25 protein-coding genes are annotated in these 23,178 nt (G+C 72.0%); 7 read left to right on the plus strand and 18 right to left on the minus strand.

The window, feature by feature from the left end:
• Positions 1–21: 21 nt before the first annotated feature.
• Complete coding sequence (locus VNG13_15330; GenBank protein HVA61887.1) at positions 22–1,413, plus strand: lysine 2,3-aminomutase; 1,392 nt, start codon at positions 22–24, stop codon at positions 1,411–1,413.
• Here VNG13_15330 and VNG13_15335 read toward each other — a convergent pair.
• From VNG13_15335 to VNG13_15355, 5 genes are all read right to left on the minus strand, one after another.
• Complete coding sequence (locus VNG13_15335) at positions 1,410–4,301, minus strand: LPXTG cell wall anchor domain-containing protein (GenBank protein HVA61888.1); 2,892 nt, start codon at positions 4,299–4,301, stop codon at positions 1,410–1,412. The two genes, VNG13_15330 and VNG13_15335, sit on opposite strands and share 4 nt — an antisense overlap.
• A gap of 160 nt (positions 4,302–4,461) precedes the next feature.
• The gene (locus tag VNG13_15340; protein ID HVA61889.1) at positions 4,462–5,163 is read right to left on the minus strand and encodes a hypothetical protein; all 702 of its coding nucleotides are present in this window, start codon (positions 5,161–5,163) and stop codon (positions 4,462–4,464) included.
• A 126-nt stretch (positions 5,164–5,289) separates the two neighbouring features.
• Positions 5,290–5,730, minus strand: a complete 441-nt coding sequence (locus tag VNG13_15345; protein ID HVA61890.1) for a winged helix-turn-helix transcriptional regulator — start codon at positions 5,728–5,730, stop codon at positions 5,290–5,292.
• 101 nt (positions 5,731–5,831) lie between these two features.
• A complete protein-coding gene (locus tag VNG13_15350) occupies positions 5,832–6,065 on the minus strand; it encodes a hypothetical protein (protein ID HVA61891.1) in 234 nt (77 codons plus the stop codon).
• 211 nt (positions 6,066–6,276) lie between these two features.
• Positions 6,277–7,425 carry an acyl-CoA dehydrogenase family protein gene (locus VNG13_15355; GenBank protein ID HVA61892.1) on the minus strand — a complete coding sequence of 383 codons (1,149 nt, stop codon included), beginning with the start codon at positions 7,423–7,425 and terminating at the stop codon, positions 6,277–6,279.
• 56 nt (positions 7,426–7,481) lie between these two features.
• Between VNG13_15355 and VNG13_15360 the strand changes: the two genes are divergently transcribed.
• From VNG13_15360 to VNG13_15370, 3 genes are read left to right on the plus strand one after another with little or no spacing between them, the layout of a single operon-like run.
• Positions 7,482–8,402, plus strand: coding sequence for a 5'-3' exonuclease (locus VNG13_15360; protein HVA61893.1), 921 nt, complete (start codon positions 7,482–7,484; stop codon positions 8,400–8,402).
• On the plus strand, positions 8,392–10,068 hold the full coding sequence (locus VNG13_15365) for a glycerol-3-phosphate dehydrogenase/oxidase (GenBank protein HVA61894.1): 1,677 nt from the start codon (positions 8,392–8,394) through the stop codon (positions 10,066–10,068). The genes VNG13_15360 and VNG13_15365 overlap by 11 nt, the downstream gene beginning before the upstream one ends.
• A gap of 35 nt (positions 10,069–10,103) precedes the next feature.
• On the plus strand, positions 10,104–10,316 hold the full coding sequence (locus VNG13_15370) for a hypothetical protein (GenBank protein ID HVA61895.1): 213 nt from the start codon (positions 10,104–10,106) through the stop codon (positions 10,314–10,316).
• Positions 10,317–10,319: 3 nt separating this feature from the next.
• Here the strand turns inward: VNG13_15370 and VNG13_15375 are convergent, their stop codons facing one another.
• The 9 genes from VNG13_15375 to VNG13_15415 all read right to left on the minus strand — a co-directional run bounded on the left by VNG13_15375 (position 10,320) and on the right by VNG13_15415 (position 18,386).
• Positions 10,320–12,944, minus strand: coding sequence for a DEAD/DEAH box helicase (locus tag VNG13_15375; GenBank protein ID HVA61896.1), 2,625 nt, complete (start codon positions 12,942–12,944; stop codon positions 10,320–10,322).
• Positions 12,941–13,834: a diacylglycerol kinase gene (locus VNG13_15380; GenBank protein HVA61897.1), complete on the minus strand. Its 894-nt coding sequence runs from the start codon at positions 13,832–13,834 to the stop codon at positions 12,941–12,943. The genes VNG13_15375 and VNG13_15380 overlap by 4 nt, the downstream gene beginning before the upstream one ends.
• A complete protein-coding gene (locus tag VNG13_15385; protein ID HVA61898.1) occupies positions 13,831–14,685 on the minus strand; it encodes a hypothetical protein in 855 nt (284 codons plus the stop codon). Before VNG13_15385 ends, VNG13_15380 begins: the two co-directional genes overlap by 4 nt.
• Positions 14,685–15,479 (minus strand): twin-arginine translocase subunit TatC, encoded by a 795-nt coding sequence (tatC, locus tag VNG13_15390; protein ID HVA61899.1) that lies wholly within the window; start codon positions 15,477–15,479, stop codon positions 14,685–14,687. Before tatC ends, VNG13_15385 begins: the two co-directional genes overlap by 1 nt.
• Before the next feature lie 54 nt (positions 15,480–15,533).
• Positions 15,534–15,809, minus strand: a complete 276-nt coding sequence (gene tatA, locus VNG13_15395) for a Sec-independent protein translocase subunit TatA (protein HVA61900.1) — start codon at positions 15,807–15,809, stop codon at positions 15,534–15,536.
• On the minus strand, positions 15,809–16,054 hold the full coding sequence (locus tag VNG13_15400; GenBank protein ID HVA61901.1) for a hypothetical protein: 246 nt from the start codon (positions 16,052–16,054) through the stop codon (positions 15,809–15,811). The genes tatA and VNG13_15400 overlap by 1 nt, the downstream gene beginning before the upstream one ends.
• Positions 16,055–16,076: 22 nt before the next feature.
• Positions 16,077–16,409, minus strand: coding sequence for a hypothetical protein (locus tag VNG13_15405; GenBank protein ID HVA61902.1), 333 nt, complete (start codon positions 16,407–16,409; stop codon positions 16,077–16,079).
• 91 nt (positions 16,410–16,500) lie between these two features.
• Positions 16,501–17,451: a WYL domain-containing protein gene (locus tag VNG13_15410; protein ID HVA61903.1), complete on the minus strand. Its 951-nt coding sequence runs from the start codon at positions 17,449–17,451 to the stop codon at positions 16,501–16,503.
• Positions 17,448–18,386 (minus strand): WYL domain-containing protein, encoded by a 939-nt coding sequence (locus VNG13_15415; GenBank protein HVA61904.1) that lies wholly within the window; start codon positions 18,384–18,386, stop codon positions 17,448–17,450. The genes VNG13_15410 and VNG13_15415 overlap by 4 nt, the downstream gene beginning before the upstream one ends.
• Before the next feature lie 47 nt (positions 18,387–18,433).
• Between VNG13_15415 and VNG13_15420 the strand changes: the two genes are divergently transcribed.
• The gene (locus tag VNG13_15420; GenBank protein HVA61905.1) at positions 18,434–19,099 is read left to right on the plus strand and encodes a hemolysin III family protein; all 666 of its coding nucleotides are present in this window, start codon (positions 18,434–18,436) and stop codon (positions 19,097–19,099) included.
• Between the two features lie 32 nt (positions 19,100–19,131).
• On the opposite strand, the gene pafA is transcribed toward VNG13_15420, so the two are convergent.
• From pafA to VNG13_15435, 3 genes are all read right to left on the minus strand, one after another.
• Positions 19,132–20,490 carry a Pup--protein ligase gene (pafA, locus tag VNG13_15425; protein ID HVA61906.1) on the minus strand — a complete coding sequence of 453 codons (1,359 nt, stop codon included), beginning with the start codon at positions 20,488–20,490 and terminating at the stop codon, positions 19,132–19,134.
• Positions 20,491–21,200: 710 nt separating this feature from the next.
• On the minus strand, positions 21,201–21,575 hold the full coding sequence (locus VNG13_15430) for a hypothetical protein (GenBank protein HVA61907.1): 375 nt from the start codon (positions 21,573–21,575) through the stop codon (positions 21,201–21,203).
• A 3-nt stretch (positions 21,576–21,578) separates the two neighbouring features.
• Positions 21,579–22,052, minus strand: coding sequence for a hypothetical protein (locus tag VNG13_15435; GenBank protein HVA61908.1), 474 nt, complete (start codon positions 22,050–22,052; stop codon positions 21,579–21,581).
• 187 nt (positions 22,053–22,239) lie between these two features.
• Between VNG13_15435 and VNG13_15440 the strand changes: the two genes are divergently transcribed.
• Together VNG13_15440 and VNG13_15445 are read left to right on the plus strand one after the other, a co-directional pair.
• Entirely contained in the window at positions 22,240–22,446 is a 207-nt protein-coding gene (locus VNG13_15440) for a DUF2191 domain-containing protein (protein HVA61909.1), read from the plus strand.
• Positions 22,437–22,856: a PIN domain nuclease gene (locus VNG13_15445; protein ID HVA61910.1), complete on the plus strand. Its 420-nt coding sequence runs from the start codon at positions 22,437–22,439 to the stop codon at positions 22,854–22,856. Before VNG13_15440 ends, VNG13_15445 begins: the two co-directional genes overlap by 10 nt.
• Here the strand turns inward: VNG13_15445 and VNG13_15450 are convergent.
• Positions 22,857–23,178: hypothetical protein (locus VNG13_15450; GenBank protein HVA61911.1), on the minus strand; the 322-nt coding region annotated here is incomplete at its 5' end. It abuts the gene before it with no gap.

Below are 23,178 nucleotides of genomic sequence, written 5' to 3' on the forward strand. Positions count from 1 at the left end.
TCCTGCGAGGGGGTGTCGCTCATGGAGCAGCCGTATGTCTACCGGCAGCGCGCCCTCGTCGAGCCGGACTGGACCCGGTTGCCCGGCTGGCGGGACGTCACGACGGCGCAGTGGGAATCCGCGCAATGGCAGCGCGCGCATTGCGTGAAGTCGCTGCGGGAGCTGCGCGCGGTCTACGGGGACCTGCTCCCGGACGGCTTCTACGCCGACGCGGAACGGGACCAGGCGGAGCAGGCGACGATGGCCCTGCTGCTCCCGCCGCAGATGCTCAACACGATCGTGGCGGACCGGGTGCCCGACGTCGACGCGGTGTACGCCGACCCGGTCCGCCGCTACATGCTCCCGGTGCGCTCCGACCGCGATCCGAACTGGCCGAGCCACCCGTACGCGAGCCGGGACTCGTTGCACGAGGCGGAGATGTGGGTCGTCGAGGGCCTCACGCACCGGTATCCGACCAAGGTGCTCGCCGAGATCGTCTCCACCTGCCCGCAGTACTGCGGGCACTGCACCCGGATGGACCTGGTCGGCACGTCGACCCAGCAGGTCGACAAGACCCGGTTCCGGCTCAAGCCGGTCGACCGGCTCGACGCGATGATCGGCTACCTGCGCCGGACGCCGGGGGTGCGAGACGTGGTTGTCTCCGGCGGCGACGTCGCCAACCTGCCGTGGCGGCGGCTCGAGGACTTCGTCGCGCGCCTGCTGGAGATCGACACGATCCGCGACATCCGGCTCGCCTCGAAGGCCTTGATGGGCATGCCGCAGCACTGGCTCGCCGAAGACGTTCGGGCCGGAATGGCGCGGCTCGCGGCGACCGCCCGGGCCCGCGGGGTGGGGCTTGCCATCCACACCCACGTGAACACCGCGGCGTCGGTGACCCCGCTGGTCGCCCGGGCCACCCAGGCGATGCTCGACGCCGGCGTCCGCGACGTCCGGAACCAGGGGGTGCTGCTCCGCGGGGTGAACACCGACCAGAACGCCCTGCTCGACCTCTGCTTCGCCTTGCAGGACGGGGCTGGGATCCTCCCCTACTACTTCTACCTGTGCGACATGATCCCGGGTGCCGAGCACTGGCGGATCTCGGTCGGCGAGGCGCAGGCGTTGCAGCACGCGATCATGGGTTACCTGCCGGGATTCGCCACCCCGCGCGTGGTCTGCGACGTTCCCTACGTGGGGAAGCGCTGGGTGCACCAGATCGACGAGTACGACCGAACGCACGGGATCAGCTACTGGACGAAGAACTACCGGACCGGCATCGAGCTGGCCGACCCGGAGGCGCTGGACCGACGCTACCCGTACTACGACCCGCTGCACGCCCTGCCGACCGCCGGCCAGGCTTGGTGGGCGCAGCGGGCCGGCCGGAGCCACGTACCGGCGCAATCCCCGGCGCAGTCCCCGGCGCAGTCCCCTGCCTAGGACCGGCGGCGACGCCAGGCGAGCAGGAGACCGGAGCCGACCGCGAGCACGGCCAGGACCGCAAGCCAGGGTGACGAACCTGTTGCCGGGAGGGAGCCGGTGGAACGGGTTGGGACGACGACCGGTTCGCCTTTCGGCCCGGGGCCGCCGCTGCTGACCGCCTTCGCCCCGAAGTCCAGCTCCCACACCCCGCGGCCGTATTCACTAGCCAGCAGGTAACGTCCGGTGGGGTCGAGGCTGAGGTCGCGGGCGACCACTCCGGTCGGATTCCCGGTGCCGAGCCGGCTCCAGTGCCCATCACCGGCGGCGTCGACGAAGATGCCGACGTCGGTGGCGACGATGATCTGGCCGGCTCGCCACACGATGGCGTGCACGTTGGTGCGGGGCAGGTCGCCGCTGACGTCGGTGAAGTGGTCGCCGCCGTCGTGGCTCACCAGGACCCGTTGCGCGCCGGCGACCGGCACGGGGTACTCGTAGAGGCTGTCGGCGTCGCAGCTGACGTAGATGGTCCGCGGGTCGGTCGGGTCGATCGCGATCCCGCTGACCTCCAGATGCGGCAGCCCGAGGCTCTTGGCCAGATGCCAGCAGTTCGTCGAGTGCACCGCCGGGGTGCAGCCGGGCTTGACGTCGGTTGCGATGGCATCGTGGATCAGCCGCGGATCGGCGGTCGTGGTCCGGCACGCCCCGCACATGGCCGCGTAGATCACCGCCCCGCGGGCGGCGAGGGCGCTCGACGTGTACGGGATCGGCTGGCCGGTCGTGGGGCTGATCGACGGGCTCATCCCGGCGTCGAAGGACGTCTGCCAGTCGCCGTCGCTGATGATCGTGCCGGTCACCGGGTCGAAGGTCACCTTGGTGTTCGCTCCCTGCCGGCTCTCCATGACGTTCTCGCCGGCGGCGATCAGGTGGTTCGGGTCGGTCGGGTCGAGAATGTCCGGGGAGAGGAAGCCCGGATTGGTGAGCGCCGGCTGGATCTCGGTGATGTGGTGGCCGTGGTCCGTCGTCACGTACAGCAGGGCGTTCACGTAGCTGCAGTAGAAGACGTTCGGGTCGGGGGTCGCCATGACGTTGATCCCGTCGCCGCCGCACACCTCGATCCCGTGCCCGTGGCTGTCGACGAGCGGAGCCCCGTTGTCCTGGAGCCCGGCGATCACCTCCTGGTCGGGCAGCAGCGCCACGTGCCACGGTTCGACGCTCGACATGTCGTTGATGGCGGTCCAGCTCTGGTTGTCGAAGCCGATCTGACCGGTGGGCAGCGTGTGGCTGTCCTGGCGGAAGAAGCCCCCGTCGTTTCCGGTGTAGATCCGCGACCCGGTCGGCGTGGCCACGACCACTGCCGAATGCTGGTCGGGGTGGGTGGTCGTGCCGCCGTAGATCGGCGTCTCGTTCGGGCAGGCCGCGCCGTTCGTCACGTTCTGGAAGTAGCTCTGGAAGCCGCAGATGTCGGCGTACTTCTCGATCGAGGTGAGCGCCATCAGCCCCGGCGTGGGACCGGCGTTCGCCGTGGACTGGTAGCCCTCCTCCAGCCCGAAATAGACCTGGTCCGGCACCTTCGGATCGGTGGCGATCCAGTTGTTGTAGTAGGCCTGCACGCCGGGTCCGTAGCCGAGTGGGGCGACACTGGAAATCGTCGACCCGACCGCCGCCAGCAGGCTGGGCGCGTTCGCTTTCACCGTCCACGCCGTGCCGTCGGTGTCGGAGCGGTAGACGCCGTTGACGACCGTGTTGTCCGCGTTGAGGCTACGGCCGGCGGCCGTCTGGATCTGGTTCAGCCCGGCCGGGGCCAGCCCGGCGGTGAGCCCGGCGTCCGAGACGAGGGCCCAGAGCACGTCGCCCTGCATCGGCGCCTGGCCGTAGGCGAGCGAGATCCGCCCGATCGGGTCGGAGCTAGCCGCCGGGTTGGTGAGCTGGCTGCTACCGGCCATCCGGCTGAAGCTGCCCGGGCCGCCGCCGGTGGTCGACCGGTACAGCCCGTTGCCGGGCGCGGCGATGGTGCCGTCGGCCAGCTTTACCTTGCCCTCCGGGAACCCGACCGCGGCGGTGATCTCATCGGGGGTGCCGGGCTTGGCTACGACGTCGCTCACCCAGTTGGCGAACTTGCCGATGGCCTCCGCCGTGCCGGCGGCGTTGGTCGGCAGGGGAACCCGGCTGAAGCTCGCGCCGTGATCGATCGAGCGGAACAGACCGTTGTTGGTCGCGGCGAACACCGCCTGTGGGGTGACGAGGATCCGGTTCGTGCCGTACCCGGTGGTGGTTTGGGCCGGCCGGGTGAAGGTCTTGCCCCCGTCGTGCGAGACGTAGATCCCGGTGCCGTTGGCGTCACCGGACAGGGTGAGGTAGGAGATGCCGGTCCCGACGTAGATGTCCCCGGGCCGGGCCGGGTCGAGGCCGATCGCGCCGACGGCGACGGTCGGGATCTTGCCGTCGGTCAGGTTGACCCAGTGCGCTCCCCCGTCGGCGCTCTTCCACAGCCCGCCCATGTTCCCGACGAAGACGGTGTCCGGGCTCCCGGCCGGCACGGCGATCGCCGTGCCCATCCCGGAGACCGTCTCGAAGCGCTCACCGGACTGGGAGTACCCCGGGGGCATGTCGATGCCGAACGGACCGCGGTCGCGCCACTGGAGGTTCGCGTCGGCCACCGGCAGGGCCGCGGCCTGCTCGTGGTAGCGCAGATAGTCCCCGACGTTGTCCAGCGACGCGAGCGTGTTCAGCGGCGCCGGCGGCAGGGCGGAATCCATCCCCTCCGGGTTCGTCCCCCCGGGGTAGACGTGCTGGATCCCCACCGGCCCCACCGGGCCGCCCTGGCCGGCCCCTGCCCCGGCCACGGCGGCGACCACGGCGGCGACCACGGCCAGCCCCAGAAGACCCAGCCGGCGGTTGCGACCCATCCCATTGCCCCTCTCGCGGATCCCGATCACGCTCGGTTGCAGTTCGCCACGAAACCGGCAATTCCTCCACGCCGTCCGCCCGCGCCGCCGCGCGTCGGTGCGGCCGGGCGCCGGGCTGGTGCGTCGGGGCGTCGATGCGGCCGGGGCCCGGGCCGGGGCTTCAGCCGGCGAGCCGGTTGAGCGACCACCAGAAGTTCTGCCCGGCCGCGATCGGGTCGCGCGGCCGCCGCAGGGCAACCGCGCGGACCCAGTCCAGCCGGGCCCGCAGCCGCATGGCGAGCAGCTGCCGGCTCGGCAGGACCGCGGCCCGGGTCCGGGGGGCCACCGCGGTGCGGGCCGGCGCGGCGTAGGTGACCAGCGGGGCCCGGCCGGTGCTCCGGGACGCCACCGGCGGTGCGGCCCGGACCAGCGGGGCCGATCCGGACGAAGCGACCTGGCGGAAGACCTCGTCGATGTAGAGCGTGCCGTCCGCGCTGCGCGCCGTCCCGATCCCGATCTGGTCGAAGTGCACCGACAGCAGGTTCGCCAGGTGCGGCGGGGAGGCCACCAGCGCGGCCTCGACGACGGCGGCGCTGAAGCCGTACCCGACGTTCTCCCCCAGCCAGGACCAGCAGCAGACCGCGCTCGCCAGCTGCGGGTTGTGATACAGCGTGGAGCTGGCCGCCATCGCGTCGGCCTGCCCGGCGGCGACCGCATCGAGGTCGGCGACCTCGGCGTAGCCGGGCAGGCCGTTCGCGGCCCGCAAGGCATCGGTCTGGGCGAGCAGATAGCTCGCGTCGGCGGTCCCGGCCCAGGCCGGGGTGACAGCCAGTGCCCCGCAGATGAGGGGCATGGCGGCGAGCATCGTCAGGAGGCGGCGCACGGAGAGGTCCTTCGCATCGTCTGGGGGCCTTCGGCCGGCGGGACCGCGACAGCCTTTCGCAGTAGGGCAGAGCCGGGCAAATCCGGCAGATCGTCGGCGTGTCGCGCCGGGCGGACGGCCGGGCCCTCACAGGGCCGGCGGCCGGTCCTCGTACGCGGTGCTCAGCACCACGGTCGTGCGCGTCGACACGTTCGCCGCGGCCCGGATCTGCTGGAGCACGGCCTCGAGCTCAGCCGGCCCGGGCACCCGGACCTTGAGGATGTAGCTCTCCTCCCCCGCCACGGAGTGGCAGGCTTCGATCGGGTCGAGGTGGGCCAGCCGGTCCGGCGCGTCGTCCGGGGCGGCCGGGTCGATCGGCTTGATCGAGACGAAGGCGGTGAGTGGCAGGCCGGCCGCGCTCGGATCGATCCGCGCGGCGTAACCGCGGAGGATGCCGCGCTCTTCGAGCCGGCGGACCCGCTGGTGCACGGCGGAGACCGACAGTCCGCTGGTCCGGGCGAGGTCGGTGTAGCTCATCCGGCCGTCCCGGAGCAGGGCCCGGACGATCTGTCGATCGGTGTCCTCCACGGCGCGACTGTAGCCGCGGCGCCGGACGGGTCAGGCCGCCGCCGGACGGGAACCGGTCGGGGGAACCAGCCGGCGACGGCCTGAGGGTCCGGGGGACCCGGCTAGCGGATCTCCCGAACGGATCCGTCCGGCTCCCGGACGTACGCCACGGCGGTACCGATCTGGACCGAACCGCCGCGAGCGTGACGAGCGTGGTGCCGGGCGGCCGAGGACGCCACGTGCTGGCGCCCTTCGGCGTTTGCAGAAACGGCGGGACTCGCCACGCTGCCCACCACCCCCGCGAGTGCGAGGATGAGCGCGGCGCGTCCCGCCGTCCTGCACAGGACCGTGCGCATGAGTACTCCTGTCCGTTCAGCGGGAAAGCCCGCATTCCGGACCGGTCGGTCTCGCCACTCACTCCCCGAGCTGCCTAGGCGACCGTGTTTCTCCGTGCTCCGCAGCGCTCTGCGGAGCCGGTGGGGGCCGCTCGGATCACCGTGTCCCGTCCATCCCCGACGGTTGTCGGGGACAGTCGGGGCATCGGCTGGCCCGGCGCCGGACTTGAGCTCAGTCCCGCTTCGCCAGGGACCGGGCGATGACCAGCCGCTGCACCTGGTTGGTGCCCTCCACGATCTGGAGCACCTTCGCCTCGCGCATGTAGCGCTCGACCGGGAAGTCAGCGGTGTAGCCGTAGCCGCCGAGCACCTGCACCGCGTCGGTGGTGACCCGCATCGCGGTGTCGGTGGCCACCAGCTTGGCCATCGCGGCCTGCGTGGAGAAGGGCAGCCCGGCGTCCCGGCGCCGGGCTGCGGACAGGTAGAGCGCCCGGGCCGCCTCGATCCCGGCGGCCATGTCGGCGAGGAGGAACCCGACGCCCTGGAAGTCGAGGATCGGCTGGCCGAACTGCCGCCGGTCGGCGGCGTAGCCCACCGCGTAGTCGAGGGCGGCCTGGGCGAGTCCGGTGGCGCAGGCCGCGATCCCGAGCCGGCCGCTGTCCAGGGCGGACAGCGCGATCCGGAAACCGATGCCTTCGGCGCCGAGCCGGCGATCGGCGGGCACCTGCGCGTCGGTGAGCACGATCTGCGTGGTCGGGCTGGCCTTCATCCCCATCTTGCGTTCCGGCGGCTGGGGGGCCAGCCCGGGGGTGTCGGCGGGCGCGAGCAGGGTGGAGATCCCGCGCGGACCGTCATCGGAGGTACGGACCATCAGGTTGTAGACGTCGGCGACGCCCCCGTGGGTGACCCAGGCCTTCGTCCCGTTGACCCGGTAGGTGTCCCCGTCGAGCGTGGCCCGGGTGGTGAGCGCGGCCGCGTCGGAGCCGGAGCCCGGCTCGGACAGGCAGTACGCCCCGATCGCCTCCCCGGACAGCAGCGCCGGCAGCCAGGCCCGCCGCTGCTCGTCGGTTCCGTAGGTCGCCAGCGGGAACGCGGACAGGGTCTGGACGCTGACGCCCAGACCGACCGCGAGCCACCCCCCGGCCAGTTCCTCGAGGACCTGGAGGTACACCTCGTACGGCTGCGCCCCCCCGCCGTACTCCTCCGGATAGGGCAGCCCGAGCAGCCCGGCCTTACCGAGCTGGTCGAATACCTCGCGCGGGAACTCGCCGGCCGCCTCCCCCGCCTCGACGCGGGGGGCGAGCAGATCCCCGGCCAGCTCCCGGGTCAGCGCGAGCAGATCCTCGGCTTCCGGGGACGGCAGCTGGCGGGTCGCGGGCACGGGGGAAGGCTAGCCGCCGCCCGGCGTGGGAGGGTGGCCGCGTGCCGGGCCAGCTCATGCTCCTCGACGCGGCGTCGATGTACTTCCGGGCCTTCCACGCGGTCCCGGGCAGCGCCCCGGACGGCAGCCCGATCGGGGCGGTCCGCGGCTTCCTCGACGCGCTGGCGCGACTGCTCCGCGAGCATCGGCCGGCCCGGCTGGCGGCCTGCATGGACGCCGACTGGCGGCCGGCGTTCCGGGTGGCGGCGATCCCGGGGTACAAGGCCCACCGGGTCGGCCCGGACGGAGCCGAGTTGGTCCCCGCGGAGCTCGGCCCGCAGGTGGAAGTGCTGCTCGCCGTGCTCGGCGCCGTCGGCATCGCCAGCCCGGGGGTGCCGGGCTACGAGGCCGACGACGTCATCGCCACCCTCGCCGTGCGGGCCGGCGGCCCGGTGGACGTCGTCACCGGCGACCGGGACCTGTTCCAGCTGGTCCGCGACGACGTCCCGATCCTCGTCCGCTACACCGGCAGGGGCGGGATCGTCGTCGTCGACGAGGCGGAGATCACCCGGCGCTACGGGATCCCCGGCCGGGCCTACGCCGACTTCGCCACGCTGCGCGGCGACCCCTCCGACGGGCTCCCCGGCGTGGCGGGGGTCGGCGAGAAGACCGCGGCCGCGATCGTCAGCCGGTTCGGCTCGCTCGCGGCCGCCCGGGCGGCCGCCGCGGCCGGTGGCGACGAGGGGTTCCCGGCCGGCGCGCGCCGGCGCCTCGTCGATGCCGCCGACTACCTCGACCGGGCCGAAGTGGTCGTGCGGGTCGCCACCGATGCCCCGGTGCCCGCGCTGGAGGACCGGGTGCCGAGCGCCCCCGCCGATCCGGGCACCCTCCTCGCGCTCGCCGAGCGGCACGGGCTGGCCGGGCCGCTGACCCGGCTCGCGGGCGGATTGGCCGCGAGCACCGGCGGTGCGTGGCACGATCTGATCCGTGAGCACTAGGGCGTTCTCGGTCGCCCACCGGGCCGCGGACCTGGCCGACGCCACCGGGGGCGTCCTCGACGTTCTCGTGGTCGGGCTCGGCGCCACCGGGGCCGGCGTGGCGCTGGACGCGGCCAGCCGCGGCTTCACCGTCGCCGCGGTCGATATGGGTGACCTGGCGAGCGGCACCAGCAGCAAGTCGAGCAAGCTCATCCACGGCGGCCTGCGCTACCTGGAGAACTACGAGTTCGGCCTGGTCCACGAGGGCGTCACCGAGCGGCAGCTGCTCCAGCGGCTCGCCCCGCACCTGGTCCGCCCGATGGACTTCGTCTACCCGGTCTGGCCGGACACCGCCCGCCGCCGGCTGCTCGGCATCGGGATGACGACCTACGACGTGTTCGCCGGGGTGCGCAACGTCCGCCGGCACGACCGGATCACCGCCGAGCAGGCGATCGAGCTCGCACCGGCACTCGAGCGCAGCGGCTGCGCGTACGCCTACCTGTACGGCGACTGCGCGACCGACGACGCGCGGCTGGTGCTCGCCGTCACCCGCCAGGCCCGCCGGTTCGGGGCGATCGTCCTCACCTACGCGGAGGTGACCGGCCTGCTCTTCGACGGGGAGCGGATCGTCGGTGCCCAACTCACCGACCGGCTCTCCGGCGAGCGGTGCGAGATCCGGGCCCGCTACGTCGTGAACGCCACGGGGGTCTGGGTGGACCGGCTGCTCGGGATGGCCGAGCCGGGTCGGGCGCCGATGGTCCAGCCGAGCAAGGGCGTGCATCTCGTGGTGCCGCGGGACCGGCTTCCGCTCGACGCGGCCAGCGTCCTGCTCCCCAGCCGGCAGGGGGACGCCCGCTCCATGTTCGCGATCGCCTGGGGCCATCAGACGATCCTCGGCACGACCGACACCGCCTACGACGGCCCGCTCGACGGGCTCGGGCTCACCGAAGCCGACGTCGAGTACGTGCTCGCCGCCGGCAACGCGGTGTTCGACCGGGGGCTCGCTCCGGACGACGTCGTCGGCGCCTGGGCGGGGGTGCGCCCGCTGCTGCGCGGCGACGGCAGCGACGCGATGGGCGACCTGTCCCGCCGGCACACTCTGCTCGATCCGGGAACCGGCCTGCTCACGATCACCGGCGGGAAGCTCACCACCTACCGGCGAATGGCCCGGGACGTCGTCGACCGGCTGGTCCACGCCGACGGCCGCCGGGCCCGATGCCGGACCGAGGAGATCCCGCTCGGACTGTCCCGGCCGTTCGAGCCGTTCCGGGACGAGATCGTGGAGGCCGCCCGCTCGCTCGGCCTGTCCGAGGCGGTCGGCAAGCTGCTCGTCCGGCAGCAGGGCGAGGCCGCGGCCGACGTCCTGTCCCTGGTGGCCGGCGACGAAGCCGCCGGCCGTCCCCGAGCCCGGCCGGTCTCGCCGGCGGCCGACCACATCTTCGCCGAGGTCCTCTACGCGGCTCGGGAGGAGGGGGCGGCGACGCTGGACGACGTCTTCAGCCGGCGGATGCGGCTCTCGCTGCGGGCCCGGGACGCGGCCCTGCCGGCGGCCGCGGAGGCGGCCGGCATCCTGGCCGGCGAGATCGGCCGGGACGCCGCCTGGGCCGCGGCGCAGGTGGCGAGCTACGCGGCCGCGGTCCGGGCCGAGCGGGGCGTGCTCGGGTTGGCCGCGGACGCGGCCGCCTGAACCGGGCTACGCTCCAAGGTGGAAGGGGTGAGCGGATGTCCACGGTGCAACGCCGGGAGAAAGGTCGGCTGCGCCGCCGGCTGGCGCCCTCGTTCGCGGTGTTCGTGATTGTCGCCGGCGGGATCTACGTGACGTCCTATGTGGCGCTCGCCGTGCTCCGCCACGTCGTCATGCCGATCCTCGCGGTTGCGGTCGCCGGTTACCTGGCGGTCCACGTCTACCGCTTCCTCGGCCACCGCGAAGACTGACGTTCAGCCCACCGAGGAGTAGGCCACGACCCCCCGGCGAAGGGCGTCGACACCCTGGCGGGCCGTCGCGGAGACCGGGCCCTCCGGCGCGGCGTCGCGCACCTGGTCGACCAGGTCGATCGTCTGCTTGGTCCACCGCACGAAATCGCCGGCGGCCAGGGCGGCGTCGCCCAGCACCTCATCGAGGGAGCTCCCGGACGCCCAGCGGTAGGCCGGCCAGGCGAACCCGGCGTCCGGCTCGCGGAGGAAGGCCAGCTGGTGCGACGCCTCCGCCTCGGCCAGCTCGACGTGGACCCGGGCCATGACGGCCAGGGTGTCGCGGACCGGTCCCCCCGGTAGCCGCGGTGGCGGTGCGTCGTCCCGACGCGCCTCGTACACCAACGTGGACGCGACCGCCGCCAGCTCGGCCGCCCCCAGCGAGTCCCACAGCCCGCGGCGCAGGCATTCGGCGACCAGCAGATCGCACTCGGCATAGATCCGGGCCAGCATGCGCCCGGCGGGCGTCACGCTGTCCCCGGACAGGTAGCCGAGCTCGTCGAGCAGCGCGCACACCCGGTCGAAAGTGCGGGCGATGGTGTTCGTCCGGGATTCCACCCGGGCGGCGAGCCTGTCGGTGTCCGTGCGCAACCGCCGGTGCCGCTCGGCCGCCCGGACGTGATCCTCCCGACCCGGGCAGCGGTGCACCGGATGGGCGCGCAGCCCGGCGCGCAGGCGGTCGACCTCGGGGTCGTCTTCGGCCGCGGACCGGCGGGCTCGGTGCGGCTCGGCGAAGCCGGCGCTGCGCAGCGACGACGCGAGATCCCGCCGGGAGGCCGGTGAGCGGAGGTTGAAGCCACGCGGGAAACGCAGCCGGCCCAGCGGTTCCAGCGCATCGGTGACGTCGACGACGCTGAGCCGGCGGACCCGCCGGTCGAGGGTCAGCACGGTCGGCGGGCCGGTCTCGACGACGACCGCGAGGCCAGCCCGGCGGCCCGACGACATCCGGATCACGTCCCCGACCCGGAGCCGCTCCAAGGTGGCCTCGGCGGCGGCCGGTCGCGCCGAGGCGCCCGCCCGGGCCGACCGGCGCTCGAGCTCACCGATCCGGTGGCGCAGCTCGGCGTATCCGGGTGCGTCGCCGAGCTCGCAGTGAACCGCCTCGCCGAGCCGGCGCAGGGCATCGGAGTTGGCCGCGAGCTGCCGGGCGAGGCCGACGACCGCCCGGTCGGCCTGGAACTGGGCGAACGAGGACTCGAGCAGCTCCCGGGCCCGGGCCCGGCCGACGGTGCCGACCAGGTTGACCGCCATGTTGTAGGAGGGCCGGAACGACGAGCGCAGCGGGTAGGTCCGGGTCGAGGCGAGCCCGGCGACCTGCCGGGGATCGACCCCCGGTGACCAGAGCACGACCGCGTGGCCCTCGACGTCGATCCCCCGGCGCCCGGCTCGACCGGTGAGCTGGGTGTACTCCCCCGGGGTGATCTCGGCATGGGCCTCGCCGTTCCACTTGGTCAGGCGTTCGAGCACGACGCTGCGCGCCGGCATGTTGATCCCGAGGGACAACGTCTCGGTGGCGAAGACCGCCCGGACCAGGCCGGCGGCGAACAGCTCCTCCACGACCTGCTTGAAGGTCGGGAGCAGCCCGGCGTGGTGCGCGGCGATCCCCCGTTCCAGCCCGTCCAGCCATTCCCCGTAGCCGAGGACCGGAAGGTCCTCCGCCGACAGGTCGGCGGTGCGTTCCTCGACGATCCGGCGGATCGTCGTCCGCTCGTCGGCGCCTACCAACCGCAGCCCCGCCCGCAGACACTGGCTGACCGCCGCGTCGCAGCCCACCCGGCTGAAGATGAACGTGATCGCCGGAAGCAACCCTTCCGCGTCGAGCCGTTCGATGACATCGGGCCGGCTCGGTGGGCGCCAGTACCGGTGACGGCGCCGCGGGTCGGCGGATTCGGCCCGGCGCTCCTCCTCCCGGACCAGCCGGACCAGATCGGGATGGATCTCGGTCTGCGCGTCGTCGGCGAACAGGTCGAGCCGGCGGCGGCCGACCAGCATCGACTGCCACAGCGGGACCGGCCGGTGTTCGTCGACGACCACCGCGGTATCGCCGCGCACCGTGACCAGCCAGTCGGCGAACTCCTCGGCGTTGCTCACCGTCGCGGACAGCGCGACGAGTTGCACGCTCGTCGACAGGTGGATGATGACCTCCTCCCAGACGGCGCCGCGGAACCGGTCGGCGAGGTAGTGGACCTCGTCGAGGACGACGTAACCGAGGCCGCGCAACGTGTCCGACCCGGCGTAGATCATGTTCCGGAGGACTTCCGTCGTCATGACGACCACCGGCGCCTCGGAATTGAGCGAGGTGTCGCCGGTGAGCAGGCCGACCCGGGCGGGGCCGTGGCGGGCGGCCAGGTCGGAGTACTTCTGGTTGGACAGTGCCTTGATCGGCGTGGTGTAGAAGCACTTGCGGCCGGTGGCGAGGGCGAGATGGGTGGCGTACTCGCCGACCACGGTCTTGCCCGCACCGGTCGGAGCCGCGACGAGCACGCTGTGCCCGGCGTCGAGCGCCGCGCAGGCCCGCTGCTGGAAAGGGTCCAGCGGGAAGGGGAAACTCGCTGCGAATTCCCCGAGGGAGGCGGAGCGGCGGGTGCTCAGACGAGCACCCGGACCGCAGCCGGCACGCACTCGCAGGACAGCGGGAGGTCGGCGAAGAACTCGCCGTCGGCGTAGGCGGTGACGTCCGGCGCCTCGAGCGTCACGGTGCGCGCCCGGCGGATGGTGACTGCCGGGTGCCGGACGTGGGTGCCCTTGTAAACCTTGGGAAAAGTGCGCAGGAACTCCGGCTTCGAGACCGGGCCGAGGATGCACACGTCGAGCAAGCCGTCGTCGAGCACGGCATCGGGCAGGACCCTCATCCCGGCGCCGTAGGACTGCGCGTTGCCGACCGCGACAAGCATAGCTTCGGTCTCGAGCAACTCGCCGTCGAGGGTTATCCGGAACGGCAGCGGGCGGAAAACGCGAAGCTCGGCGAGGATCGCCAGGTTGTAGCGCATCCGCCCACGCGGCCAGGACATCCGGTTCGCCCGGTCGTTGACCCTCGAATCGAACCCGGCCCCCAGGACGCACCCGAACCACTTCCCGGCGCCACGAACCGCGTCGATCGCCCGACCGGGCGACCCGTCCGCCCGGAGCAACCGGTCGGCGACGACGGCCGCGGCCGCCGCCGGCGCATGCGCCGGAAGCCCCAGGCTGTTGGCGAGATCGTTGCCGGTACCTGCCGGGATGATCCCGAGTGGTGTCGCGGTACCGGCCACGGCCTGAAGGGCGAGGTGGACCATGCCGTCGCCACCGAGCGCGACGAGCGCGTCCGCGCCGTCCCGGACCGCTGAATGCCCGAGCGCCAGCGCCTCCTCGGCGTTGGCCCCGACAAGCACCGTGACCGAAAGCCCGGCCTTCGTCAGCTCTTCAACGACAATGCCCGACAACCGTTGGGCGCGCCCCTTCCCCGCGGTCGGATTGACCAGCAGGGCCACCGTCCTCGTCACCTGGTCAGGCCGATCGGGTTAGGCACCAGGAAGCCGCCGTCGTCGACGATCCTCGCCGTCGCCGGGGTCGCCAGCTCGATCAGGCGTTGCGTCCCGGCGTCGCCGAGGACTTCCAGCGGGGGCAGCGCGCACTCGTCGGTGATCTGCTCGATCCGCTCGCGGGCCAGTCGCCCCGACTCGGTGAAGCCGCCGTCCGGCCCGAGCCATCCACGCTCGACCATCCGCGCGGTGGCCGCCGCCCAGTCGTCGTCGTCCCAGCCACGGACCGACTGGAGCAGCTCCCGCGGGGCCAACCCGGCCGCAACGAGCAGCACGTGCGCCGCGGCGCCGTCCACACCGGCCGCGGTGAGCGCGGCGATGTGGCCGTCGCCGCGGTACTCGCGGAGCAGGCCGGCCGCGTGCCAGAGCCGCAGGTGCGCCGGCTCGGGCCACGGCAGGGCGCTGGTGGCGGCGTAGAGCGGCCGGCCGGCCGGGGCGGCGCTGTGAGCGGCCCGGGCCGCCAGGTCGGCGGCCTCGTCCAGGGACGGGTCGTCGACCAGGTCGCCGAGCAGTCGGCGCAGCGCGGCGTCCACCCCGGCCAGCCGCGCGTCGAGGGTGGCCTGCGGATCGGCGTACCCCCAGGCGTCCGGCAGCGCCCGGCGGACCATCGCCGGGTGGAACCCGAAGAAGGTGGCGGTGACCAGCTCCGGCCCGGCCGCCCCGAACGGCGCCGCTCGGGCGGCGAAGTAGCCCATCCAGAAGCCCTTGAGGCCGAGCGCCTTGAGCTGCGCGGCCGGTTCGGGGGCGAAGTAGCACACCGTGTGATACGGCTCGAGCACCCGCCAGACGTCCCGGGCCCAGCTCGGCTGCACTAGACCTCCCCCATTCGCAGTGGCGAGGTCTCATCATCGCCGAGACCGGCATACGGGTGCGCGGCCGCCGTCCGGGCCTTGCCTCGGTCGTGCACCCGGGCGATGACGACGGCCAGCTCGTAGAGCAGTGCCATCGGAACGGCGAGGCCGAGCATGGTGAGCGGGTCCGGGCTCGGCACGACGACCGCGGCGAAAGCGGTGACCAGGAAGATCTCCATCCGCCGCCAACTGGAGAGCCGGCGCGCGGACACCAGACCGGCCAGGTTGAGGATGACGATGACAAGGGGCAGCTCGAAGGCCGCCCCGAAGGCGAGCACCAGGGTGGAGATGAAGGACAGGTAGCGGTCGATGTTCACCAGCGGGGTCACGACGTCACCGCCGAAGCCGAGCAGCAGCGCGAGCGCCCGACCGGCGACCAGGTAGGCGAACGCCGCGCCACCGGCGAACAGCACGAGCGAGCTACCGACGAAGCCGACCGCCCAGCGCCGCTCGTTGCGGTGCAGCCCCGGTGTGATGAATGCCCAGAGCTGCCAAAGCCAGATCGGCGCCGAGCCGAGCGCGCCGACGATGAGTGCCACGTGCAGGGCGACGCTGAAGCTGCCCACCGGGCTGGTGATGACCAGCGTGCAGTGCCCCCCGATGACGTGGGACTGCTTCGTGGCACAGAACGGCCGCTCCAACCAGCGCAGGATCGGCCGGAAGTACACGAACCCAGCGACGGCGACGGCGGCGAACGCGATCGCCGACTTCACCAGCCGGGCGCGGAGCTCCTGAAGATGCTCGACGAGGGTCATCCGGCCCTCGGGATCCCGCGGCCGGCGGGGCGCGGTGCGCATCCGGGCCCGGGGCTACGGGGAGCTCGGTGCGCCGCTCATCGGGGGCGCCTCCACCGGGGCGGCCGGTGCCGGCGGGACTGCCGGCGGCGCGGGCGGGCTGGCCGCCAGTTGCTGCGGGGGGGCGGGCTCCGCGTCGTCGTCGGTGAGCCCCTTGACCTCGGACTTGAAGATTCGCAACGAGCGACCGAGCGCCCGGGCGCCCTCGGGCAGCCGACGCGATCCGAACAGAAGCAGCACGACGACCAGAAGGATGATCAGGTGCCAACCTTCGAACAGGTCGCGAACCATCAGGACATCCCTTCGGGGTGGACTCGCCCCCCCGAGGATACGCCGCGCCCCGGCCGGGCGTGGGTATCGATGACCTCCGGGGGAAGCCGTTCCGGCAGGTCGGTCAGTTCGGCGCCGAGCCGGTCGGCGGCCGAGGCCACCTCACCGGCGAGGACGCGGACCTGGCGGTAGAGCCGGACGGCGAGCCCGCCGAGCACGGCAAGCCCGGCAACAGCGAGCCCGATGTCGATCGCGATCCACGGCACGGGGCCACGCTAGCGCCACGGTTCAGCGGCGGCCCGCCGGCGTGACCAGCGCGGCCAGGCGGTCGTCGGCGCCGAGCTGTAGGACGAAGTCGAGCAGGTCGTCGTAGCCGAGCACCGGGCCGCACTTGGGCTCGAGCGCCTCGGCGGGGACTTCCCAGACCTGAGCGCGAACCCCACCGGACATGAGCAGCTGCACGATGTGGTCGTCGGCCGGCTTCTTGACCTCGTCCTGGCAGGCCGGGCACTGGAAGCAGTAGAAGGACAGCGGCGCGCTGCTGCACACCCGCAGCGTGATGTCGGCGCTGGTGAGCTCGACCTCGCCGCAGGTGGGGCAGGAGGCTTTGATAGTGGTCACGGCCGGGTCCCTTCGCGCCCCCGCATCCGGCGGGATGTTCATGGCTTCGGCAGACCGCGCCAGATCCTTGACCCGGACATATCGCCGGGCGTCACGGCGCGGCGCCGTAGAGCTCGAGCGCGGCCGCCGCCTCCGCCCGCAGCCGCTGCGCCACTTCGGCCGGGGCGGTGATCCGGGCGGTCGGCCCCAGCCCGAGCACCAGCCGGATCACCCAGCCCGGTTCGGCGGTTCGTAGCCGGATGGCGAGGCCCCCACCTTCTCGCTCCTCGATCGCGTCGCACGGGTAGTAGTCGGCGACCCAACGGGCCGGCGGATCCAGCTCCAGCTCGACCGCCAGGTCACCGGGAGCCGGTTGGTAGAGCCCCTCGTCGAGGTCGCGCGACGACGCCTCGGCGGGCACCTCCGCGGCCACCTCGAGGACGGTCAGTCCGTGCACGCGGTCCAAGCGGAACAGCCGGACCGCCTCGGCGTTGCGGCAGTAGCCCTCGAGGTACGGGCGACCACCGGCCCAGGTCACCCGCATCGGGTCCACGTCCCGTTCGGTGATCTCGTCGCGTCCGGGCACGTAGTAGGACAGGTGGACCCGCCGCTCGGCCGCGAGCGCAGCCGAGAGCGCGTCGAGGACGGGGGGCTCGTTGTCGACGACGATGGCGAGGCGACCCGCGGCGTCCGCCGCGTCACCGACCGCCGTCTCCAGCTTCGCCAGCGCCCGGGTCACCGCATCACCGAGCCGTGGGACGTCGACCATGGTGCGCAGCGCGACGATGAGTGCCAGCGCCTCCTCGGCGGACAGCCGCAACGGCCGGGCCAACGTGTCCGCGTTGGAGAGCGTGACCCGGTCGGCGGAGTACTCGACGGTCATCAGGTCACCCGGGCTGTGCCCGGGCAGGCCGCAAACGAAGATCAGGTCCAGGTCGGCACGCACCTGCTTCTCGCTGACTGCGAACTCGCGGGCCACATCGCCCACCGGGGTGTCGGGATGCGCGAGCAACCACGGGACGAGAGCGAGCAGCCGGGGCAGCCGTTCGGCCGATGTGGTCACGGGCCCGCCGCCGTCCGCAGCCGCTCGACGACTGCCGCCCGCAACTCGGGTGGTTCGAGGGCGACCACGTCGGCGGCGTAGCCGGCCAGTTGGCCGGCGAGTCGCTCGACGTCGGCGAAACCCACCTCGACGCTGTCCCAACCGTCCGGTCCCGTCGACACGGCGGTCGCGAGCCGCCGGATGTCCCCCGCCCGGCCGGAGCGGATCCGCATCCGGGCGGTCCCGGTGGGCTCGGCCACCCCACGTGCGCTGACCATCGCGGTGACGTCCACCCCCGGCGGGATCCGAACCGTCCCGGCCGGGCCGGCCGCCACGGCGCCGACGATCCGGGACAGCCGGAAGACCCGGCCGGCCCCGCGGTCGAGATCCTGGCCCGCCACGTACCAGCGACCCCGCCAGGACACCACCCCCCATGGCTCCAACCGGCGCCCCACCGGCTCCTCGTCGGCCGAGCCCCGGTAGCGGAACCGGATCGGCCGGCCGGTCCGCACCGCCTCCGACACCGCCGGGAAGGCCGGCTCGGCGGCCTCGACCCGCGGTTGGAGCCCGCGCGGCAACGCCACGTCGATCGGCGCCCCGCCGGCGGTCAGCTTGCGCATCGCCCACGCGGCCGCCTCGCCGAGGGCGGCCTGCGCCCAGACCCGCGCGGCCAGCCCGGCAGCGGCGGCCTCGTCCGGTTCGAGCGCGACCTCGGGCAGCTCGTAGTCCCGCCGGGCGATCCGGTAGCCGGGGTCCTCGTCCGAGCTGACCGTCTCCAGCGGGATCCCCAGCTCGCGCAACTCCTCCTTGTCCCGCTCGAAAGTTCGGTGGAAGGCCACGTCTTCCTCGCCGTAGCCGGGCACCGCCCGGCGGACGTCGGCAGCGGTCATCGGCCGGCGGGTCGCCAGCAGCGCGATCACCAGGTTGAGCAGCCGCTCGGTCTTACGCGCCGACATGACAGGGCAGGCTAGCCGGACCCGGGGCCGGGGGCTTAGATAGGTGGGTGAGCTCGGTTGTGGGGAAGGCGCTCGCGGTCGCGAAACCCCGGCTGCGCGGCTGGTTGCACCTGGCCACGTCCCCGCTGGCGCTGGCCGCGGGGATCGTGCTCGTCGTCCTCGCGCCCGCCGGGCCGGCAACATTCGCCGCCCTCGCCTACGCCGTCACATCGGTGCTGCTGTTCGTCACCAGCGCGCTGTACCACCGGGGCAACTGGTCACCGCGGGTCCTGGCCGCCTTCAAGCGCTTCGACCACGCGAACATATTCCTCATCATCGCCGGCAGCTACACGCCCTTCGCCGTCCTCGCGCTGCGTGGCACCACCAGGGTGGCGGTGCTCTCGGGGGTTTGGACCGGCGCGCTGCTCGGCGCCGCGTTCCGGGTGCTCTGGGTCGGCGCCCCCCGATGGCTCTACACCCTGCTCTACCTCGGTCTCGGCTGGGCGGCCGCCTTCTTCTTCCCGCAGCTCCTCCACGGCGCCGGCGTCCCGGCATTCACGCTGATCGCGGTCGGCGGCGCGCTCTACACGCTGGGCGGGGTCGTGTACGGGCTCAAGCGCCCGGACCCGTGGCCGCGCTGGTTCGGGTTCCACGAGATCTTCCACAGTTGCACGGTCTTGGCCTACATCTGCCAGTACGTGGCCGCGTCTCTCGTGGTGTACCACGCTGCGTAGGAAAGCCACTCGTTAAAGGGAAAGAGCGCCGGCTACATGCTGGCGATCAATTTCTCGACCCGCTCGTCGACGGCCCGGAACGGGTCCTTGCACAAGACGGTGCGCTGGGCCTGATCGTTCAGCTTCAGGTGCACCCAGTCGACGGTGAAGTCCCGGCGCCGCTCCTGCGCACGCTTGATGAAATCGCCGCGCAGCCGGGCTCGGGTGGTCTGCGGCGGCACGGACTTCGCCTCGAAGATCGCGAGGTCGGTCGCCACCCGGGCGACCGCGCCGCGCCGCTCGAGCAGGTAGTACAGACCGCGGTCCCGGTCGACGTCGTGGTAGGCCAGGTCCAGCTGGGCGACCCGGGGATGGCCCATCGCCAACCCGTGCTTGGCCCGGTAGCGCTCGATGAGTTGGAACTTCGTGACCCAGTCGATCTCGCGCGCGACCAGGTCGAGGTTGCCGGTTTCGACCGCGTTCAGCGTCCGTTCCCACAGTTCCAGCACCCGCTCGGCGACCGGGTCGGAGCCGCGTCGGGTGACGAAATCCCGGGCCCGCGCATGGTATTCGTGCTGGATCTCCAGCGCGCTCGCCTCGCGTCCGTTGGCCAACTTCACCCGGCGGCGACCGGTCATGTCATGGCTGACCTCGCGGATCGCGCGGATGGAGTTCTCCAAGGTGAGGTCGCGCATGACGACGTTCGCCTCGATCATCCGCAGGACGAGATCGGTTGTGCCGATCTTGAGCAGCGCGGTTGCCTCGTTCATGTTCGAGTCGCCGACGATGACGTGCAGCCGGCGGAACCGCTCGGCGTCCGCATGCGGTTCGTCCCGGGTGTTGATGATCGGTCGGGACCGGGTGGTCGCGCTCGAGACGCCTTCCCAGATGTGCTCCGCGCGTTGACTCACGCAGTAGACGGCCCCCCGCGGGGTCTGTAGCACCTTGCCGGCGCCGCAGATGATCTGCCGGGTGACCAGGAACGGGATGAGCACGTCGGCGAGCCGGCTGAACTCGCCACTGCGTCCGACCAGATAGTTCTCGTGGCAACCGTAGGAGTTCCCCGCGGAGTCGGTGTTGTTCTTGAACAGGTAGATGTCACCCGCGATCCCCTCCTCACGCAGGCGGCGTTCGGCGTCGACCAGCAAGCCCTCGAGGATCCGCTCCCCCGCCTTGTCGTGCACGACGAGGTCGACGATGCTGTCGCACTCCGGGGTCGCGTACTCCGGGTGCGACCCCACGTCGAGGTAGAGCCGGGCCCCGTTGCGGAGGAAGACGTTGCTGCTCCGCCCCCAGGACACGACCCGCCGGAACAGGTAGCGGGCCACCTCGTCGGGAGAGAGCCGGCGCTGCCCGCGGAACGTGCAGGTGACGCCGTACTCGTTCTCCAGTCCGAAGATCCGCTTGTCCATTTCAGGCCACCCAACTGCAGTGAAAAACACTGTTCGTACAGGTCAGGGGCATGTGTGGCGGCCGGGCAGTGGAGGCTGGGTGAGACGTTTGTCGGGCATTCTCGGCAAGGATCTGCCAATCGGCGAACCAAGGAACGGTAGCTACCGTCCCGGCAAGATCCTTCTGCGGGGAGATTCCGCCATGGCAGGACCGCCCGGCGGACCCCGCTCCCACGTTCGCGGGGTCAGCGCCGAGCGGCGCGTCGGCGCACGCGGCGCCTACCCCATCGGCCGCTACACCATGCCCGACGGGCAGCGCCGCTCGCTGCCGGGCCACCGGACCCGGGGCGAGGCGTTCGAGGCGGCGCGGACCGAGCAGGACAAGCTGACCCGGGCGAGGTGCCGCGATCCCCGCGCCAGCCGGATGACCTTCGCCGGCCTCGTGCATGAGCACTACCTGCCGACCTGCGAGCACGTCAGCCCGGTCACCCGCAAGCAGTTCACCTTGGAGACGGTACTGGCGAAGCCGCCCGCGCGGGCGGGAAGAACGCTCGCGCCGCCAAGTATGCGCTGCTCCATGTCCTCGGTGCCCGGCAGAACGGCTGGATCGACATCAACCCCGTGTCCGCGGTTGCGGACCCCCCGAAACGTCAGGCCCAGGATGACGACCGGGCCGTCACCCCGGAAGAGTGGACCCTGATCCGCGCCTTCCGGGGCGGCCGGCCAGCCCGTCAGCGGTTGGGAGAGCTGCGCTTACCCTTCGCCAACGTGGCACCGGGATGACCGGCGCTGGCATTCATCAGCCACACCTTTTTGCGCTCAGCGTCGACGCAGTACGGGACGCGGGCCCCGGAGCTGATGTCGATCTGCCACTGCGGGAGTTCCTGGCCGCCGACTCGACGCATGCCGAGCGCACCAGCCAGCGGCTTCTGCGTCGAGGTCCTTTCCAGGGGATGCCTGTGCATCCGATCCCAGGCTTCTCGGGTCGTCCCCGGGTACTGGGAGCACAACTGCGGCCAGTCCGCGGCAGCTTCGCTCGTGCCGAACTGGACGCGCCACTCACCGGCCTCGAGCGGAGGAGCGACGTCGTCCAGACGCTTGGGCAAGTCTCAGGCGCCCTCTGGCTCGAGCACATCCCCGCCATACGGCACGTCTACCGGCCGGGCGAGCCGCCTCGCCAGCTCGGGGTCAGACCACAGTTCAGCGCTGGCTTGCCAGGCGTCGATGAGATTCTCGAACGCGGTGAACCGCCCCACGGTGGCGCAGGCCCGCAACACATCAAGCACTTCTCGCTCGAAGGCCTTTCGCTCCATGGCAGGCAAGAACACCGACCAGGGAAATTCGTCGACCAGGCCCGCGGTGATCACCTTCTCGACATCCTTGCCGCTCGACAGCGCGTGGCGCAGCACGTGCGCCACCGCAGCTACCGCGTGCCGGTCACCTTCCACGCGCCGCAACGGCGCGAGGACGAACGACGCCCGGCCCGCGCGCCTCTCCAGCACGAGCGCGTCATCGCTGGACTCCACGTCGTCAAGAACGGTGGCGTAGTCGCGGATGAAGGTGGCCATCGGCATGCTGCTCACGGTTCCCTATTCTTCAGTGGTACCTCTGAAGTGTCAAGGTAGCCCCAAAGCGGCAGGAGTTGCGGGTTCGCCAGTGCGCTGCCCTGTCCGCCGCTAGAAGTTTTCTGACGCAGCCGGTTACCAAATCGGCCGTCGCTCGGAGGGCCCGGGTATATCTCTACGGACGCCCTCGGGATATACTCTTGGCGTGACCAAACGACTTGTGGACATTGACGATGCGGTACTCGATGCAGCCCGCGAAGCAATAGGCACGCGCACCCTCAAGGATACGGTGAACGTCGCCCTCGAGTCGGCAACAGCGCTCGCTGCCCGCCGCCAGCACTTGAAGCGCTTCCGATCCGACGGTCTGCCTGACCTTCGCAGAAAGAAGGTCATGGAGCGAGCGTGGCAGTAGCCGACTATCTCGCGGATAAGAGCGCCTACGCCCGACTTCACCGGCCCGCCGTCTACGAGCGTCTTGCGCCGCTCATGGAGCTAGGCCTGGTGGCAACGTGCACACTCATCGATCTTGAAATCCTGTTCAGCACCCGGACCGCATCCGAGTACCAACAGGTACTCTCTGAACGGGCCGGATTAGAGCGTCTCGAAGCCGAGCAAGCCGACTGGGACCGTGCCCAGCAGGTGCAGGCAGCACTCGCCGGCGTCGGCCTCCTGCGGGCTGTGAGCCTGCCGGATCTGCTGATCGCCGCCGTTGCCGAGCGGCACCGAGTCACCTTGCTCCACTACGATGGCGACTTCGACCACATCCGAGAAATCACCGGACAGAACATGGACTGGATCCGACCCGCCGGGAGCATTCCCTAATTAGCGGAAAGTACGCCGTGCTCGCAGCGACGTGCAGTCGCCGCCCTTAGCGACTTTGACCGCGGCCCGGACCTTGGGATCACGCAAGGCAGCCATCTCGAGGGCGGTAACCGTTACGGCGGGGGTCAGCACGAGCGTGCCGTCGGGGAACTCCTCCGCGACGTAGCGCTCGAAGTCGCGCCTGCGTACCCGAGCCAAGCTGGTCCGGCCGCGCTCGTCGACGACGATCTCCTTGGGCGTCACGCTCTGAAGATACCTAGAGCGACCGCTTACGACGCGCTTGCCCGGCTGGAGGCGACCCCGGAGGCAGCCCCGGTTCTGC

It is taken from the genome of Mycobacteriales bacterium (genome assembly GCA_035533475.1).
Classification (GTDB): Bacteria; Actinomycetota; Actinomycetes; order DATLTS01; family DATLTS01; genus DATLTS01.